This is a genomic window from Dokdonia sp. MED134, assembly GCF_000152925.2.
Classification (GTDB): Bacteria; Bacteroidota; Bacteroidia; order Flavobacteriales; family Flavobacteriaceae; genus Dokdonia.
Genome location: NZ_CP009301.1, coordinates 2,367,222 through 2,386,941, shown reverse-complemented (window position 1 = coordinate 2,386,941; position 19,720 = coordinate 2,367,222). Strand labels below are relative to the sequence as shown.

The following is a 19,720-nucleotide window of genomic DNA, read 5'->3' as shown; positions in this document are numbered from 1 at the left end:
TTTGGAAAACCAGTTTAAAAAATTTAAATGCAAACAGTAATCACCCTACAATGTATGCTACAATCTACACAATATAGGTTTGTTATTACCCTCTTATTATGTGTAGCTAGTATCTCTTGCTCGTCTACAGATGAGGGAGATGACACCCCTTTTACACCTACACCACAAGTAGAAGATACACAAGGCACTACAGATGGGGAGACAGATACTAGCCAGTATGCCCCAATAGATTTTTCTAACTGGAAAGTGACACTAGCTGTTGATGAAAATAATAACGGAAGCCCAGACGAATATCAACCAGCACAACTAGTTGATTTTGGGTATCAAAACATAGAGGCAATTACACCATTTATGTATGATGATATTGAGGACACGTCACTTGTTTTTCACGTGTATCCAGCTTCATCTACAGCAAATAGTAGTTATTCTAGAACAGAGTTAAGAGAGCTCATAAACCCTTCTAACTCGAGAGAAAATTGGACTCTTGCACAAGGAGGTATACTTTCTGGCAGTCTTAAAATGGAAGACATATCTCAAGATGGTAACTCAAGTAACGACTATCATCGCACTATCGTAATGCAAGTACACGGTATTATATCTGAAGAAGATATGGAGACCCACGGCTTTAGTTCTAATAACGGGCCACCTCTCTTAAAAATGTATTGGAAAGACGGTTACATCTGGTCTCATAAAAAATCACTAGTAGATGAGTCTACAGAGGGAGATGCTTTACTAGAGACCTCAAGCGATACTTGGGAAGACATAAAAGACAATATGGGTTATGTGGGTTTTGAACCTTTCAGTTTGAGCATTACAGCTAGTGACGCCCGTTTAGAAATACAGCTCAACGATCAAAGTCCATTAATCTATGAGGACGTGAGTCTAGAGAAATGGCCTTTTGAAAACTACTTTAAAGCAGGTAATTATTTAACCAGTACAGACGCACAGGCATTTGCAACGCTTAAGTACTATAATATAGAGGTTACACATTAATAGTACGCTTTCGCGAAAGCGCTCTTAAAACACCAACAATCACATTATGTATAAACATCTCATACTTCTTTGCTCACTCGTACTTTTAAGCGCCTGTAAAGAGGCAGCACTAGACGCAAGCCAGACCGTGGCTACCATAGACGAGCTCAACACAGCTATTAAAAATGCAGAACCCGGAGATCATATTGTGCTTAAAAACGGTGTCTGGACAGATGCTGCCATAAAATTTTATGGTGAGGGTACAGAAGCAAATCCCATATCTCTTACAGCCGAAACTCCAGGTGAGGTTATCTTAGAGGGTAACTCTTCACTCAAGCTGGGCGGGTCGTACTTGCACGTGAGTGGTTTACATTTTAAAAACGGATTTACGACAGAAAAAGCTGTAATAAGATATAAAATAGATGATTCAAAAATTGCTTACCACTCTAGAGTGACAGACTGTGTGATAGAAGATTTTACAAACCCAGATCGAGATAGTAAAAACCACTGGATAGAACTGTGGGGGCAACATAACAGCTTTGACCATAACTACATCACTGGTAAAACAAACCAAGGTCCTACCCTGCGTGTGATGCTTAAGGGTAATGAAAATGTAAATACCTATCACCAGATTAAAGACAACCATTTTGGCCCGCGCCCTAGAAAAGGAGGTCCACGTGCAGAGACGCTACAACTGGGAGACAGCTATACCTCTATGACACCAGGGTATGTAAATGTAGAACACAATTATTTTGAGCGTTGTAATGGTGAGGTAGAGATTATCTCTAGTAAGAGTAACTACAATACATTTAAAAACAATGTGTTTTTTGAATCTGAGGGTTCACTGGTATTGAGACACGGTAATTATGCTACTATAGATGGCAACGTCTTTATAGGTAATGACAATTCAGAATTTATAGGTGGTATACGTGTTATAAACACGGGCCACTGGATTGTAAACAACTACTTCTATAACTTAAAAGGAAACGAGTTTAGGGCTCCGCTTGCCGTGATGAATGGTATCCCAAAATCTCCTCTTAATCGTTATAACCAAGTGACAGATGTTGTGGTTGCACATAACTCTTTTATAAACTCAAAGACGCCTTGGCATTTTGGTGTAGGTGCAAATTTGAGTCAGGCAGAGGTGTTACCCGCTTCAGAGATTAGATCTGCAAGAGCAGAGCGTATGGTGGTAGCAAATAATCTTATATACACAGATACGCCCACTGCGAGTGTTGTAAAAACATATGACTCCATAACGGGAGTGACTTTTAAGAGCAACTTTATAAATGTAAAAAACACGAGCGATTATACGACAGATGGTATTATTACAAAAACACTAGACCTATCACAAGGTGACAACATATTTTCTGCACCTCAAGGAGCGCAAAATGAACTTTACAACGGTTTTGATTTTGACCGTATAGATCAAGATTTATTAGGCAACAGCCGTGATGAGTCTAACAGTGCCGGAGCTATTGTTTCGGTATCAAGTAATCATAAAGAATTGCTAGATATCTCAAACTACGGGACCTCTTGGTTTAACACCAGACCAGCACAAAACACCCCAGAAACAATAACAGTTTCGACAGAAGCAGAGCTTGCAAAAGCTATAAAAAATGCAAGCCAAGGCACTACCATAAATATAGCTCCTGGCACTTATGGGGTGGATGGTAATTACGCTTTCGCGAAAGCGGTAACCCTACAATCTACAGCAACGACTAACAGACCCGTGATTACTTTTAAAAACGCTACCAAAGGTTTTGAACTACAACCCAGAGCAAAGCTTAAGCTATCAAACATTATACTTAAGGGTGATAAAGGTACAGACGCGTTTGCAACCCTAGAAAAAGGGATGGGCCAGGCATATGAATTATGGCTAGATAATGTTGAGATAGATGGTTTTAAAAGTGTGTTAGAAACTAGTAAAGCTTCGTTTGCAGATACAATCTCAATTAAAAATAGTACCATAAAAAACACTGCAAGAGGTATCCAACTTAATAAGGAAACTAATGACAAAGGAGATTATAACGCGGCTTTTGTTTTTGTAGAGGATAACAACTTTACAAACGTAGGGATGAATGTGCTAGACTACTACCGTGGTGGTTATGACGAATCTACTATAGGCGGTAGCCTTGTCGTGCGTGGCAATACATTTACACAATGTGGCGCTCAAGAGAAGAGTAGTATTTTATTAAAAACAAGAGGGATCGTAAACGTAACTCTTGCCGAAAATACCTTTACAAATAACCCTATAAAAACTATTGCAGTACTGTGGGGTGAAAAAGGACAAGAACCTGTGGATAATAAGATTTTAAACTCTGGAGAGATTAAAGTGGTGCAAAACTTAAAACTTAAGTTAGTTTACTAATGTTGCAGCGTTTTAAAAAATATGGGGTCCAGCTATGCTTTTTATTACTTACTCTATCGGGATATGCACAGCATATTCCTTCTGAACGGGTAATTGCTATAGATGATATATACCCATATCTCAAAACTAGCGTACAAAAAGATCTAGGAGAAGTTTCTCAGGCTGGTCTCGCCCTACATTTTAGAACTGTTTTTGCCTCTCGTTATTTTTATGACTGGCACGAGATAGACACGCGTTTTGAAGAGTACAAACGTCTTTACCCAAAGATGGAGACATATCACAAGGCTAGAGCTCAAGATCACCTAGATAAATTTGATGATAGCACGTTTTGGAAATTACCTTTTAACTATAAAAATGGAACTCCTATTAATGCATATGGTTTAAGACACCTTGCTAGGCAACATAAAATGGTAGACATTGCCTTTTTATACCGCTATGAGAATAAAAACCCATCTTACATAGACTATTACACATCGCAACTAGCATCTCTTAATAATGCTTTAATTACTAATAGTTTTGAAACCATAAATGATGGTAATGGCGTGTATGAGTCTTTTAGATCTGGTTATCGCATTTTAAACTGGCTTCAAATACATAATGGATATCTGGGAGAAGCAGCATACACAGACAAAAATCAACTTACTACTATAGCCACACTACTTCAACACGCAGCTCATTTATATAAAAACAATAAAGAGTTTAAGGCTGGCAATCACCAGACCAGAGGTCTCTCTGCACTGGCTATGCTTGCTATAATATTAAATGACTTTAAAGATGCAGATGTGTGGTATACACACGCTATGTCACTTCTAGAGGAGCATCTTAAAAGAGAGATTAATGAAGATGGGTTTCAGTTTGAACGTACTATACATTACCACCAGAGCGATATAGACAACTATTTTTATGTGTACCAATTGGCTCAAAAAAGTAATATGCCCGTAAGTGCACTATGGGAAGACAAGCTCAAATCATTATTTACAACGCTCACCAAAATTGCCTATCCAGACGGAAGCGCTCCTGTACTCTCCGATGATACAGATACGCCTTGGGCAGAAAAAAATGACATCTCTGGGACACTTACACTAGGCTACCTATTATTTGATGATCCAGCAATGGGACATTTTGCAAAGCAAGCAGTACAACCTAAGTATTTATGGTATCTAAGCCGTAATCAACTAGAAGGATTAAAATCTATAAAAGCAACACCACCAGAAACAAAGTCATATGCTTTTACAGACACAGGTTATTATATAATGAGAGAAGGCTGGAAGGCTAGTGATAAAATGCTCATAATATCTGCAGGTCTAGATAAAGACAAGCCAGACCACCAGCACGGAGATATGCTAGGTATTCAAGCAATGGCAAATGAGCACGTAGTTTTACCTAATTACCAGGTACGCTACTCACTAGATGACCTAGAACTATTTAAAAATAGTGAAGTAAAAAATGTTGCACTTGTAGACAATATACTTCAAGGTAAAGACTACACATCTAATAAAGGAGGAAGTGGTTTTGGGAAATTTAAAAGTCTTCCAGAGCCTAAGGTGCTGGGGTGGCTTTCTAACGAATCTATAGATCTCTTTATAGGTAGCCACGATGGCTTTGAGGAAAAAGGGGTTGCATACACAAGACAAGTAATCTCTGTAGAAGATGATTTTTGGATCGTGAAAGACAATTTTTACGCTAAAGAAGCACATATCTATAAGCAACAATGGCAAGGTCACTACACCACAGAAAATGGTGACGAACTCTTACGTTCTAATTTTTCTAACGGAAGCGGTCTAGATATTTACCAACTCAATAAGGTGGATCGTGTAACTACATCTGGAAAAAGAGGAAAACAGTGGTCTACCGTTTCTAAAGAAGGAGAAGCATCACATAGTTTTATTACTGTACTTTATCCTTATAGCACTTATGACACCCGCATACTAGAGACTGATAAAAACCCCTCTTTAAAAGGGTGGTCACTTCATAATGGCAGTATAAAAATACTATCTAAAGGAAACACCTCCATTTACTTTAATATATCAAAAGCAGTTGTTGACACAGTAACTATAGATATTCCGGAAGGGGCAGACATAATGACTCAAGTAAACAATCAAGAATTAACCATCACACTACTAAGTGGCAAAAAAGTAGCAGTTATTGTCACTCAAGATGGTATTGATACAAACTACACATTACAACCTGCAACAGAGGTAACTTATAAGATAAAGTAACTATTTATGACACACTTTAAACACTTAAAAAAAGCTATACAGCTCATCGCAATTGTAATGGTTGCTCTCTCTTGTAAAAATCAAGATCAAACTAATATAGTAAGTGACTCAGAAAATGTTGCAGATCACCCTAAACTAATGCTTACCTCAAAAAGTGTAGATGATATCAAAAGTGCATTAGGGAGTGTACCATTATTTGACAAATCGCTTGAGCGAGCAAAGCAAGAAGTAGATGCAGCAATGGCAGAAGGTATACAAGTGCCCATACCAAAAGATATGGCTGGAGGCTACACCCATACTCAACACAAAAAAAATTATGCCACTTTACAAAAAGCAGGTGCCCTGTTTCAAATTACAGGCGACACCAAATATGCAGCGTTTACCAGAGATGTACTACTAGCATATGCAAAGATGTACAAGTCACTCCCTCGTCACCCGCAAGAACGCTCATATGCTCGCGGTAAAATCTTTTGGCAATGTCTAAATGACGCAAACTGGCTCGTGTATATGAGTCAGGCGTATGACGGTATAAGAGGATGGATCACAGAAGAAGAACGACAGACCTTAGACAATGAGTTATTCCGCCCCTTTGCAGATTTTCTATCTGTAGAAACGCCACAGTTTTTTAATAGAGTACATAATCATAGCACTTGGGGAACTGTAGCTGTAGGGATGATAGGCTTAGTGATGAATGATGACGAGCTTGTAGATAGAGCTTTATACGGAATAAAGGACGACGGAATAGACAGTGAAGCCCTTGACAATGATGGCGGAACGATAAAGACAGAAGGACAGAAAACCGGGTTTTTGGCAAATCTAGATGAGCCATTTTCGCCAGATGGTTATTATACAGAGGGACCTTACTATCAGCGTTATGCGATGTATCCCTTCTTAGCTTTCGCGCAAGCGTTAGAAACTAAAAAACCAGAGCTCAAGATATTTGAATACAACGGTGGTGTACTTATTAAAGCGGTAGATGCCCTACTAAACCTTACAGATGCAGATGGTGAGTTCTTCCCTCTTAATGATGGTCAGAAGGGAATGTCATACCAAACGGCGTCCTTAGTTTCTGCTGTAGATATTGCATACTACTACGGTAATCAAGATCCAAGACTACTATCTGTTGCACTACAACAAGATAATGTACAGCTGGATGCCACAGGTCTTGCCGTCGCTCAAGGCATACATCAAGGCAAAGCACAACCTTTTATAAAAGAGTCTATGCTCTTACGTGACGGGGCAAAAGGTGATGAAGGTGGCGTAGCAATATTACGTGCAAACTATAAGGGTGGTACAATGGCGCTTGTTATGAAGAATGCCGCTCACGGGTTAAGTCACGGTCACTTTGATAAATTATCGTACTCCTTATATGAAGATGGTGAAGAGGTATTACAAGATTATGGCCTGGCGCGTTTTGTAAATGTAGAGCAAAAAAATGGTGGAGGATATCTTAAAGAAAATACAACTTGGGCAAAACAAACTATAGCTCACAACACCCTCGTACAAGATGAAACCTCTCATTACAAAGGTATATTTAAAGAAAGTTCAAAACATCACCCAGAGGTGACCACTTTTGAAACAAGCGACCCAAAAATTCAAGTTGTAAGTGCGGTAGAGGCAAATGCCTACCCCGGCACAGAGTTTACTCGTACTATGATGATGGTAACGCTAGACCATCATAAAAAACCGTTGCTTATAGATATTCTTAACGTGACCAGTGATGGCAATCACAAATATGACCTACCACTCTATTATAAAGGGCAGGTAGTAGCGACAAATCTTGATTTAAACACTCCACCTCAACTCAGCCCGCTAGGCACAAAAGCAGGTTACCAGCATATCTGGAAAGAGGCTACAGGCATCCCTAGTACAGAAAACACACAGTTTACCTGGCTAGATAACAAGAAGTTTTACTCGGCAACTGTTCTCACAGAGGGTAAAGACCAGTTCATTTTTGGTCGTGTAGGGGCGAGTGATCCAGAGTTTAATTTACGTCGTGACCCTATGCTTATACATCGTCGCAACAATATGAAGAATGGTCTTTTTGTGCAAGTAATAGAGTCTCACGGCACGTATAACCCAGTGACCGAAAAAGCAGAAAATGCCTATGCAGCCGTTCAACATATTAAATCACTAGCGTCACCTCAAGGGTATACAGTCCTAGAGCTAACCTTACAAAACAAAGACCGTTATGTAGTGATTGTGGTAGATTCCGCTTTCGCGAAAGCGCAACACAAACTAGAATTATCTAACAATACATACACCTGGAAGGGTACATATTATTTCAAACAACTTAAAAATTAAACATTATGGAATCATTTGGATCAAGTAAAGAATTTATACAAGGCGCAGACATTGAGTGGGAAGTAGTAGGTGAAGGCGTAAAACGCAAAATAATGGGCTATGACGATAAGATTATGCTCGTAAAGGTACATTTTGAAAAAGGAGGAATAGGACCTATGCACGAGCACTACCATTCTCAAGTAACTTATGTAGAGAGTGGATCTTTTGATGTTACCATAGACGGAAAGACTCAGACCCTTAAAGCTGGAGATTCTTTTTACATTCCGCCACACGATTTACACGGAGCTATTTGTACTGAAGCAGGGGTACTTATTGACGTTTTCTCACCAATACGCGAAGATTTTATGAAATAGTTAATATTTTAACACTCTTTTTTTTGCATTAACAATTTATTATCATCATATTTGGTTTTCCAAAGTGGTAAACCAGTTTGGAAAACCAATAAAAAAAGGACAGCTGCGACACTGTCCTTGATAATCACTTCTGGTAGGAAGTATAAATAAACTTAGAAAGCCTATTTGCTGTAAAAGTAGTAAAACGCATACAGAACCTATAGCACTTAATGTTTTTCTGAGGATTATTTAAAAAACAAATTAATTAAATCTTAAATCATTAATTATGAATGTAAAAACTAAGTTTTCCTTAGCCTTTTTTCTTTTATGTGGTGTATTGCTTTTTGGGCAAGACGCATATATTATAAAAGGTACCGTAGTCTCGGAGGAAGACAATGCTCCTATTCCTGGAGTGAGTGTAATTGTACAAGGTTCTCAAAACGGAGTCTCAACAGATTTTGATGGTAATTACCAGCTGTCTGTATCGGTTGGTGATGTCTTACAGTACTCGTATGTAGGCTTTGCTACTAAGATTGTTCCTATTACTGGGCAAACTGAAGCAAACGTGAGTCTTAAAGTAGATGCAAATGCTCTTGAAGAGGTAGTTGTAATAGGTTATGGTACACAATCTAGAACAAAAATTACTGGAGCTGTAGGTAAAGTAAAAAATGAAGATCTAGACCAGATAGCTGTAGGTACAGCAAACGAAGCCCTCGTAGGTCAAGTTGCCGGTCTTAATATACAGGCTACCGAAGGCGAAGCTGGATCTAATGCTACAATAAACATTAGAGGTGTAGGATCTATTGCTGGAGACAGCGGGCCTCTTCTTGTAGTAGATGGCGTAGTTCTCGATGCAGACTTCCTAAACACGGTAGATGTAAACGACATAGACTCTGTAGAAGTTCTTAAAGATGCAGCATCTGCTGCTATTTATGGTTCTAGAGCTTCTGGTGGGGTTATTATAATAACCACTAAGCAGGGTAAAGAAGGTAAAACGGTTTTTAGTTACAACACCTTTACTGGTTTTAAAGAAGCAAGACAAAGTGATGCTTATGATATAAGCGTAGCAGCATCTCACGCTAGAGAGCTTGCAAATACTGGAGAACTTTCTCTAAGGTCTCAATATAGAGAGCTTCTAGGTATAGATGAGTCTTGGCAAGATCGCATTTTTGACGGTGGACAGATAGAAAGTCACTCACTGAGCGCGAGAGGTGGAAGTGAGAAAACAAAATTCAACACCTCACTTTCTTATGTACACGATGAGGGAGTACTTATTACAGATGACTTTAAGAAATATAACTTTAGACTTAAAGTAGATACTAAAGTAAATGACAACTTCTCTTTTGGGGCTAACCTTGCTCCTTCTTATACAAATAGAAGACGTTTTGATGGATCTACTCACGATATTTTAAGACAACAACCGTGGTTACCTATTTTTCACGATGCAAACTCTATTCAATATGTAGACCGCAACGTATATCCAGATGTACAAATAGGTGATTATGCTAGAGAACGTCACTTTGATAATTATGATCTCTTTGGAGATGGAAGTGAGCTAGTAGATATAAGTACTACAAGTAACCAAAACCCTGCTGCAAAAGTATTAGAGAGAGATCGTACAGATAAGCAGTTTAGAATGTATGGTAACTTTTACGGAAAGTACAAGATTGCAGAAGGATTAAACTTTAAAGCTACTCTAGGTGGTGATTACCAGTCAAGAAAGCAACGTCGTTACCAAGGAGTAGAAGCTAGCCGTAACGGTGCATCTGCCGCACAACTAGATTTAGACAACTTCGAGCGCATACACATCCTTACTGAAGCATTACTTACTTATGATAAATCTTTTGGGTCGCATAACTTAAGTGCACTTTTAGGAGCATCTGCTGAGAAGTGGGATCGCGAGTATACTGCGGTTGCTGTAAACGGATTTTCAAATGACCTTTTACAAACTCTAGGTGGTGGAACAACGGTAATAGAAAATGTATCATATAATACTGAAGAGCGTTTACTTTCGTTTTTTGGACGTGTAAACTATTCTTATGAAGACAAATATCTTGCCTCTGTAAGTTTAAGAGCAGATGGACACTCTTCTTTTGGAGTAAATAACAAATATGGTTACTTCCCAGCGGTATCATTAGGTTGGAACCTAGCGAGAGAAGATTTCCTTAGCGAAAGCGATGTAATAAGTAACTTAAAACTTAGAGCTAGTTACGGTTTTACAGGTAACAAAGACTTAAGCTTAGGTAGCAGTCTTATATCTGATAACATTGAGTTATACCCATCACTACAATTATATGGGCCTAATTCCAGTGTCTTTAACAATGAGGTTGTAAATGGTCTTGCTCCTATAAATGTTGCAAACCCAGATTTACAGTGGGAACGCTCAAGTGAGGCAAACGTCGCTGTAGACTTTGGGTTATTCCAAGGAAGAATTTCTGGGTCTATAGATGCCTATAACAAAACATCAGACCAGTTATTACTTAATGTACCTGTCTCTACAACTACTGGATTTAGTGAAGCACTAGCAAACAGAGGAGAAGTTGTTAATAAAGGTATTGAGGTTGAGCTACGCACACGTAATATTACAAATGAAAACTTTACGTGGAGTACAACCATACTAGCATCTACTAATAAAAATGAACTAACGGACTTTGCTGGAGCAAGTGGACTTATTACAAATGTGGATAGCAAACGTGCTGCAGAGTGGATCACTCTTGAAGGACAGCCTATCTCTTCTTTTTACGGTTATGTAGTGGATAGAGATATCCCGCTTGAATTTATAAATGATCCTTATGCAGTAGTAGGTGGTGAAGCACAAGATGTTTATGTAAAAGATTTAAATGGTGATGGACTTATAGACGATGAGGATAAAACAATCATAGGTGATCCATTCCCAGATCTCATCTGGAGTGTTGCAAATGATTTCCAAATAGGTGATGTAGATTTTAGCTTCACACTACAAGGAAGCTGGGGTGCAGAGGTAAGAAACATTGCAGACCAGTATATCTTTAATCAATTTAGTAGTCGTGAGGATTTCAATACTGAAACAACTCCAGATCAACAATTTATTAAAGAGAAAATTTTTACTGATGATATTATTTCTGACGCATCATACGTAGCACTACGTACATTGAGCCTTGGATATACATTTGATAAAGATCTTATCTCACGTGTAGGTTTATCTCGTGCTCGTGTATATGCTTCAGGGCAAAACTTAATGTACATCACTGCAGATGGTTACACGGGATGGAACCCAGAATCATACCAAAGTGAAGGAGCTCTCAATGTAGGATACCAACGTGGAGGATCGCCTATCGCTCGAACAATTTCGCTAGGAGTTAATTTAGAATTTTAAGAAAGACAACTATGAAAACATTTAAAAGATTATTGATGTTATTGATCGTAGTGAGCACTGTCTCTTGCGGCGATGACTTTTTAGAGCCAGTACCAACAGCGGTACTTGTGGGTGAGACATTCCCAAATAATGCAGAAGAGCTTGAATCTGTTTTAGTATCAGTTTATGACGCACTACAAGGTGTTAATAGCCTTGAGCTTACAGATGCAAGTCTTAATCACGCACAACAAATTGAGTTCTATGTAACAGAGATGCTCAGTGACAACACAAGATCAAAAAGTGGTGAAGGTGAAGCTGGTCAATTTGACAACTTTACTGTACAACCTACTAATGGTTTTGTATTTGATTACTACCGTAGTATGTATGATATTATTACGAAAGCTAATCTAGTTTTAGATAATATCGACTTAGCTGGAGAGGATGCTGCAACTATAGAAGGTGAGGCTAGGTTCTTAAGAGGGCTTGCATATTTTAACTTAGTACGCTCTTATGGTGATGTACCACTTATAGATGGGCCTATACTTATCTCTGATTCTGAAGCGCAATTTACAAGAGTAGCTACAAGTGATATTTATGACTTTATTGTTACAGATTTTCAAAATGCAATCGGTTCTCTAGATGTTACGAGTACTCCTAATAGAGCTTCAAAAGCTGCTGCACAAGGTATGCTCGCAAAAGTATATTTAACACAAGGAACTAATTATGGTGAGGCTCAAGGTTTACTTGAAGATATCATAAACAGTGAGCAATATGCACTAGAAGCAGATTTTAGAGATGTATTCTTTAATGAGGCAAATGGTGAAAACATTTTTACTGTAGGTTATGTAGCAAGCAACTCTCTTGAAAGTCAAAACTTCTCTGCAGAAATGCTTAACGGTGTAGGTCGTACAAGTGGAGTAAACTATGTGACAGATGAGGCTATTGCAGCTCTAGATGAATTTGGTGGAGATAGAGCACAATACTCAAAGCGAGTAGATGCACAACAACCTACACAAACTCAAGTAGTAAAATGGATTCCTAATGGCGATGCAGATTTAGGTATTGCAGAAACGAGTAGTGACCCTACGAGTGCGGGTAATGACTGGATTATATTGCGTTATGCAGATGTGCTTTTAATGCACGTAGAGGCTATACTAGCTGGTGGTGCTCAGACTACCTCGTCTAATGCTCTCGCCTCTTTCCAAGCTATAAGAGATAGAGCTGGACTAGCAGATGATCCAGATAATCCAGATGATGATGCAAATACAGTAACTGTAATTACAAGAGATGATTTACTTATCGAGAGACGTGTAGAGCTTGCTTTTGAAAATCACAGAATACACGACTTAAGAAGGTTTGGAGTGGCTCAAGATGTTCTTACTGCATTCTCAAATGCAAATGGACATAGCTTTAGCGCTACAGATTTATTATTACCTATTCCTCAGTTTGAAATTAACCTTAGTAATGGGTTATTATCACAAAACCCTGGGTACTAATCTAAAAAAATAAGAAGATGAAATATTTTTTAAAAACAAGCAAGATTGCCCTTTTACTTTTAGGGATGGTGGCGGCCATTTCTTGTGAAAATGAATTAGACCTTCCTGAGGCAGGAAGTCAAGAAGACACAACACCACCAGAAGCAAACTTTATTGCTACGGTTGATATAAATAATTTTGCACTTTACAACTTTGCAAATTTATCTACTAGTGCCACTACGTACTCTTGGGATTATGGTGATGGAAACACCTCTACAGAAGTAGACGGACAAAATGAATATGCGGCAGAAGGAACTTATACTATAACACTTACAGCATCTGATGCCTTAGGAGTAGTGAGTACTTTTTCTGACACAATAGAGGTAATCGAACCAGAAGAGCCAGAGGCTATTATTCCAGTAATTATAGAACCTAGCTTTGAAGACAATACCCTTCCAGATGGAACTGGTGATGGTCGTGACTCGTGGCGTAACTCAGACTTAGGTGGGGTGATTCAAATCAATACAAGTAGTACTGTGCCAGAAGGTGGCCAGGCAGCAAAACTGCCAAGTGATGCCTCTAGAATAGGATATCAAGAACTTACAGTTACACCAAATACAGATTACAGAATTACATATTCTTACAGAATAGAAGATCCAGGAGGGTCTGCAACAGTATCTGTTTTACCTGGTGGTGGTTATGTAGATCGCGCTACTGCAGAAGCATCTGCAATAGTTGAGTTTACAGGATCTGATGAAAGTTACACATTAGTTACACTTGATTTTAATTCAGGTGCAGATAGTACAGTAAGTATATTCTTTTATAACGCAGGTGTAGAAGCACGTATAGACAACTTTACGGCGGCATTACAATAATATATATTTTGAAGAAAGCCACATTTTTCATATTACTATTACTTTCTACCACGCTGTCTTTTGGACAGCTGGTAGAAAGCAGTGGTAATAACACAAACGAATTACTAAAAGAAAAGAAAACGAAAAAGAAGAAAAAGAAACGAAAAAAATATAAACTGCCAGATATAGACCTAAACAATTGGAAGGTTACAATCCCTATAGGTGATCCTAAAGTAATTGAAGTAAGCCCTCCAGAAATTTTAGACTATGCAACAAATGAAACTTTAAAGCCCTATATGTACAATGATAGTACCCGAGGGGCTATTGTTTTTCACGCCTACCCTAGTAAAACTACCAGAAATACAAAATACTCCAGATCTGAATTAAGAGAACAAATGGTCTCTGGAGAAAATAATGTAAACTGGACATTTGAACAAGGTGGTAATATGAAAGTCAAGATGGCTATGGATGCTGTCTCAAGAGCAGAAAATGGCAAATACCACAAAGTAATTATTGCACAAATACACGGTAGACTAACTAATGAGCAAAGAGACAGAATAGGTCAAAAGGATAATAATGCACCACCTATTTTAAAAGTATACTGGCAAGATGGTAAAATAAGAGTTAAAACCAAGGTTTTAAAAAGTCAAAATGTGATCGATGATGCCATATTACTTGACGAAGCTTGGGATGATGATAAAGGGTATACTTTTAAACAAAAAGTAGGATTTGGAAAATTCACATTAGAGGTAGATGTAGAAGATGGTAAAATGGTAGTATCGTTAAATAACCAAGAGTTTGCAGTTTATGACAGCACATCTATAAAAAGATGGAATATCTTTGAAAATTATTTCAAGGTAGGCAACTATTTACAAACAAGAGACGAAGGGGCCTTTGCAAAAGTACGAGTCTATAAGCTTGATGTAAGCCACTAGTTTAAAACACACTAAAGTCTTATATTACTGTTACTCCCGTATAGTAAAGGTATAACTATAAAGTAAAAAATATGAATCTAGACATACGTACAAAATCTGAAAACGCTGAGGTCGAAAAGTCTATAATTGCTCAAATCAAAGAATTGATCAATTATAAAAACCTAGAGCCTGGAGATAAACTTCCTTCAGAGCGTATGCTTTCAGAAAAGTTTGAAGTATCTCGCGGCAATGTGAGAAGCGCTATTCAAAAACTTGAATTTTACGGTTTACTTAAATCTATTCCTCAGAGTGGTACGTTTGTAGCAAACATAGGTGTGATTGCTATGAATGGTATTATAGATGACATTTTAAGTCTAGAGACTCCACACTTTAAATCACTAGTAGAAACTAGAATTTTATTAGAACTCAAAACCGCACGTCTAGCAGCAATGCGCCGCACAGATGAAGATCTCAAAGCAATGCGATCTGCACTTGATGCATATAACGAGAAAGTGCTTAATGGAGAAGATGCCGTACAAGAAGATTTACTCTTTCACCTAGCAATTGCAAAAGCTTCTAGAAATAGTACAATGAACACTTTTATGCTTATGATCACACCAGAGATTATCACAAATTTTGAAAAATATCACGTGTGTGATAGCACAATGGCACAAACCAGTATAGGAGAACACGAGCGTATTTATGAAGCCATACGAGACCAAAAAACAAAGGTTGCAAAACAAATGATGAAAGAGCACTTTAAAGCACTATATCAATACTGTTACGATCTATAGTTTATGAGTATATACGCTTTCGCGAAAGCTTAAAAACAATCAAAAAATATTACAAATTTAGAATAGCTATTAAAAAATAGCCAGGGCGCACACTTTCTTATATGAAATAAGCAAGAGCCCAAAAAACAAAAAGATTATGAAACTTAAAGGACTAAGGTGGTGGATTATAGCGCTCATATGCCTTGCAACCATTATCAACTATATTGATCGTTCTGCCTTTGGAATTATGTGGCCAGAGATGGGTAAAGATCTTGGTATGGATGATTATGATTATGCCTTGATGCTCAACATCTTTATGGTAACCTATGCCGCCGGAAAATTTCTGTCTGGTAAACTTATGGACATTATAGGTACCAGATTAGGATTTGCTTTTTCTATCATACTATGGTCACTAGCCTCTGTCTTTCACGCATTTTCAAAAGGACTGGTTTCATTAGGTGTTTTTAGAGGATTACTAGGCCTAGGAGAAGCGGGTAACTGGCCTGGAGCTGTAAAAAGTAACGGCGAGTGGTTTCCGGTAAATCAAAGAGCGCTTGCTCAAGGTATTTTTAACGCTGGAGCATCTGTAGGTAGTATTATAGCTCCTGCCCTTATAGCATTACTATACGGTACTTATGGGTGGAGAAGCACTTATATTATTATTGGAGCTCTAGGTATCTTATGGGTTATTCCTTGGTTTATTATCAATAAAGCTGCTCCAAAACATCACTCGTGGATCACAGATGAGGAAAAAGCCCTCATTATGGAAGGTAGAGCTATTGTAGATGAAGAAACAAAAAAAGAAAAAGGACTCTCATTATTAGAAATTTTAAGTTATAAAGAATCTTGGGGTGTACTTGCTGCGCGATTCTTTATAGAACCTATCTGGTGGTTATTTGTAGGCTGGATGCCACTATACCTTAACAGTCAGTTTGGTTTTAGTGTAGAAGAAATAGGATCTACTATGTGGATCTCATACGTAGGTGGTATGATAGGTAGTCTTGCTGGTGGATGGTACAGCGGTAAATTAATGGCAAAACATTCGGTTGACTTTTCGCGTAAGCGTACGATACTAATAGGAGCTACACTTATATTTTTAGGCCTTTTAGGTATCATTTTCTTAGTAAATGACAATAACCCTATGACGTTTATTTTTATAACAGGTCTCGTACTCTTTGGATTTCAGTTTGCCATTGGAAATATACAGACCCTCTCTACAGATTTATTTAGAGGACCTTCTGTAGGGACACTTGCAGGGCTTGCAGGTACTGTTGGTGCCATTTCTGTTATTATAATGAACTGGTTAATACCTACCATAGCAGCTACATCATATACACCTGCATTTATTGTAATTGCAGTACTAGCGCCTATGGTTGTGATATCAATCTTTGGGCTAATCAGAAATATAAAAATTGTTGAAAATAATTAATTAATTAAAAAACTATGAGTAAAAATAAAGGTAAAGTGGCTATCGTAACTGGTGCCACAGGAGGGATAGGATTTGCTGTTGCAAAGAGACTGGGAGAAGAAGGATATACGGTTATCATAAACGGTATTCAAGATGAAGATGGTGCGCAACGACTAGAGGAGCTTAAAGCTGCTGGAGTAACTGCAGAGTACTACGGTTTTGACGTAACTAAAGAAGAAGAGGTTACAGCAAACATCAAAAAAATAGGTGAAAAATACGGTAAGATAGACGTACTTGTAAACAATGCAGGAGGTCTAGGTGGTAGATCACGTTTTGAAGAAATGACAACAGAGTTTTACAGGTTTGTAATGGCTCTTAACCTTGACAGTGTATTTTTTGCCTCCAGAGCGGCGATCCCTTTCTTAAAGAAAGGTGACCACCCTACTATTATTAACTATACGTCTAACGCAGGATGGAATGCTGGAGGACCAGGTGCTGGTATTTACGGTACGTCTAAGGCTGGAGTGCATACTATTACAAGAGCGCTTGCAAAAGATCTTGCCGAGTATGGTATACGTGTAAACGCTGTATCACCAGGTACGATAGATACACCTTTCCACAAGCAAATTAAAGAGACAAAACCAGAAGTGTTTGCTTCGTGGGCAAATAATATTATGCTAGGTAGATTAGGACAACCAGAAGATGTTGCAGGTGTTGTATCATTTTTAGCAAGTCCAGATGCAGCTTTCTTAACTGCCGAAACTATTCAAGTAGGTGGTGGTCAAGCATTAGGTATATAACTAGCATATGAGCAAAGTAGTCACCTTTGGAGAAATAATGTTGCGTCTCTCTACAGAGCGCTTCTTGAGATTCTCACAAGCCAAAACCTTTGGAGCTACCTACGGTGGTGGTGAGTTTAATGTAGCAGTATCGCTTAATAACTTAGGTGTTCCTGCAGAGTTTGTAACACGTCTTCCTTACAATGAGATAGGCGATACTGCGCTGCAAGAAATAAAAAAACTAGGTGTAGGTGACACACATATACACAGAGGTGGAGATCGATTAGGTATTTACTTTTTAGAAACAGGAGCCGGAACAAGAGCCAGCAACGTCGTTTACGACCGTGCTCGCAGTTCTATGGCTACCGTTACAAAGGGAGCTTTTGACTGGGAGACCATTTTTAAAGGAGCATCTTGGTTTCACTGGAGTGGTATCACTCCAGCCATATCTGAGCAAGCTGCTCTAGAATGTCTTGAAGCAGTTAAAATGGCAAAAAAGATGGGACTTACCATTTCTACAGATTTAAATTACAGATCTAAATTATGGAAATGGGGAAAAGAACCTCACGAAGTAATGCCAGAACTACTCAAGTATAGCAACCTTATACTAGGCGATATAGACACTGCATATTTTATGCTAGGAGAACCTAAAGTACAGCCCAATTATCACGACGAAAAGTCGTTACCTGTGCTGTATGATAAACTCTTTAAAATGTGCCCAGACCTAAAGCAAGTTGCGACCACACTGCGCTACTCTGTAAGCGCCTCTCACCAGCGCATAGGAGGAATACTATATGACGGTGATCAAATTTATAAAGCACACGTGCAAGAGGTAACCCCTGTGGTAGATCGTGTAGGTAGTGGAGACGCCTTTATGGGTGGTCTTGCATATGGCCTCATAGATAAACCTATGGAAAAACAACGCGCAATAGATATTGCCGTGGCTTCTTGTTGCCTTAAACATACTATTTACGGCGATTACAACCTCGTATCTTTACAAGACATAGAGCGATTTATGGACGGAGATCAAACAGGTAAAGTTTCAAGATAATTATGGCAAGATTTACAAGAATAGAAGTAGCTCAAGCAATGAAAGATACAGGCATCGTGCCTTTGTTTTATAACGAGTCTATTGAGGTGGGTAAAAACATTCTCAAAGCCTGCCATAGTGCAGGTGCTCGCGTGATAGAGTTTACAAGTAGAGGTGATAATGCCCACAAAGTGTTTGATGCGTTGTGCGCTTTCGCGAAAGCGGAATTACCAGAACTCATACTAGGTGTAGGTAGTATTACAGATGGTGCTGCAGCATCGCTTTATATGCAACTAGGCGCAAACTTTATTGTAACACCAGTGTTACGAGAAGATATCGCCTTAGTGTGTAACAGAAGAAAAGTACTCTGGTCACCAGGCTGTGGGTCTCTTACAGAAATTGCTCGTGCAGAAGAGTTAGGTTGTGAGGTAGTAAAACTTTTTCCTGGAGGGATATATGGAGCTCAGTTTGTAAAAGCTATAAAGGGCCCGTGTCCTTGGACATCTATAATGCCTACAGGTGGGGTATCTCCTACTCAAGAGAGTCTGGAAGAATGGTTTAACGCAGGTGTTACTTGCGTAGGTATGGGATCAAAACTTATCGCTCCAGATGCGACAACAGGTGTTTGGGATTATAAAGCTATTGAACAAAAAACCAAAAAAGCGCTAGATATTGTAGCTTCAATTAAAAAAGCATAATAAGATTTTACAACACTCAAAATATTTGAATTAGTTTGCTTACTACAAAAATGAGTGTATAATAAAGAGTGTCGGGGGATGCTCTTTATTTTTTTGCCTTTTATTGAACGTTAGGAGGTTTCTAAGAAGCTAATATCAGCATTACAACGTCTTACGTACAAAGACTTCCTGAAGCAACAAAAAGAGCCTTAAAAAGCCTTTTAATGACTCCCTAGAATTTATCGCATAAAAAAAGCTGACTAATTAAAGTCAGCTTT

General features: G+C 38.5%; 14 protein-coding genes. All 14 read left to right on the top strand.

Annotated features, from left to right (window positions below; genetic code table 11):
* Positions 1 to 27: 27 nt before the first annotated feature.
* On the top strand, positions 28 to 993 hold the full coding sequence (locus MED134_RS10520; RefSeq protein WP_237747109.1) for a polysaccharide lyase family 7 protein: 966 nt from the start codon (positions 28 to 30) through the stop codon (positions 991 to 993).
* A gap of 46 nt (positions 994 to 1,039) precedes the next feature.
* Positions 1,040 to 3,343 carry a chondroitinase-B domain-containing protein gene (locus MED134_RS10515; RefSeq protein WP_038598744.1) on the top strand — a complete coding sequence of 768 codons (2,304 nt, stop codon included), beginning with the start codon at positions 1,040 to 1,042 and terminating at the stop codon, positions 3,341 to 3,343.
* Positions 3,343 to 5,562: a heparinase II/III family protein gene (locus tag MED134_RS10510; protein WP_038598741.1), complete on the top strand. Its 2,220-nt coding sequence runs from the start codon at positions 3,343 to 3,345 to the stop codon at positions 5,560 to 5,562. The genes MED134_RS10515 and MED134_RS10510 overlap by 1 nt, the downstream gene beginning before the upstream one ends.
* A gap of 6 nt (positions 5,563 to 5,568) precedes the next feature.
* A complete protein-coding gene (locus MED134_RS10505) occupies positions 5,569 to 7,866 on the top strand; it encodes an alginate lyase family protein (protein WP_038598738.1) in 2,298 nt (765 codons plus the stop codon).
* A gap of 5 nt (positions 7,867 to 7,871) precedes the next feature.
* On the top strand, positions 7,872 to 8,219 hold the full coding sequence (locus MED134_RS10500) for a cupin domain-containing protein (RefSeq protein WP_038598735.1): 348 nt from the start codon (positions 7,872 to 7,874) through the stop codon (positions 8,217 to 8,219).
* A gap of 265 nt (positions 8,220 to 8,484) precedes the next feature.
* Positions 8,485 to 11,553, top strand: coding sequence for a SusC/RagA family TonB-linked outer membrane protein (locus MED134_RS10495; protein ID WP_038598732.1), 3,069 nt, complete (start codon positions 8,485 to 8,487; stop codon positions 11,551 to 11,553).
* Positions 11,554 to 11,564: 11 nt separating this feature from the next.
* Positions 11,565 to 13,028, top strand: coding sequence for a RagB/SusD family nutrient uptake outer membrane protein (locus MED134_RS10490; protein WP_038598730.1), 1,464 nt, complete (start codon positions 11,565 to 11,567; stop codon positions 13,026 to 13,028).
* A gap of 17 nt (positions 13,029 to 13,045) precedes the next feature.
* The gene (locus MED134_RS10485) at positions 13,046 to 13,882 is read left to right on the top strand and encodes a PKD domain-containing protein (RefSeq protein WP_035326860.1); all 837 of its coding nucleotides are present in this window, start codon (positions 13,046 to 13,048) and stop codon (positions 13,880 to 13,882) included.
* A 5-nt stretch (positions 13,883 to 13,887) separates the two neighbouring features.
* Entirely contained in the window at positions 13,888 to 14,796 is a 909-nt protein-coding gene (locus MED134_RS10480) for a polysaccharide lyase family 7 protein (protein ID WP_038598726.1), read from the top strand.
* A gap of 71 nt (positions 14,797 to 14,867) precedes the next feature.
* On the top strand, positions 14,868 to 15,569 hold the full coding sequence (locus tag MED134_RS10475; protein WP_038598723.1) for a FadR/GntR family transcriptional regulator: 702 nt from the start codon (positions 14,868 to 14,870) through the stop codon (positions 15,567 to 15,569).
* Positions 15,570 to 15,705: 136 nt separating this feature from the next.
* Positions 15,706 to 16,977 (top strand): MFS transporter, encoded by a 1,272-nt coding sequence (locus tag MED134_RS10470; RefSeq protein WP_038598721.1) that lies wholly within the window; start codon positions 15,706 to 15,708, stop codon positions 16,975 to 16,977.
* Between the two features lie 14 nt (positions 16,978 to 16,991).
* The gene (locus MED134_RS10465) at positions 16,992 to 17,756 is read left to right on the top strand and encodes an SDR family NAD(P)-dependent oxidoreductase (protein WP_038598718.1); all 765 of its coding nucleotides are present in this window, start codon (positions 16,992 to 16,994) and stop codon (positions 17,754 to 17,756) included.
* A 7-nt stretch (positions 17,757 to 17,763) separates the two neighbouring features.
* Complete coding sequence (locus tag MED134_RS10460; protein ID WP_038598715.1) at positions 17,764 to 18,786, top strand: sugar kinase; 1,023 nt, start codon at positions 17,764 to 17,766, stop codon at positions 18,784 to 18,786.
* A 2-nt stretch (positions 18,787 to 18,788) separates the two neighbouring features.
* Positions 18,789 to 19,463 carry a bifunctional 4-hydroxy-2-oxoglutarate aldolase/2-dehydro-3-deoxy-phosphogluconate aldolase gene (locus tag MED134_RS10455; RefSeq protein WP_038598712.1) on the top strand — a complete coding sequence of 225 codons (675 nt, stop codon included), beginning with the start codon at positions 18,789 to 18,791 and terminating at the stop codon, positions 19,461 to 19,463.
* Positions 19,464 to 19,720 lie beyond the last annotated feature (257 nt).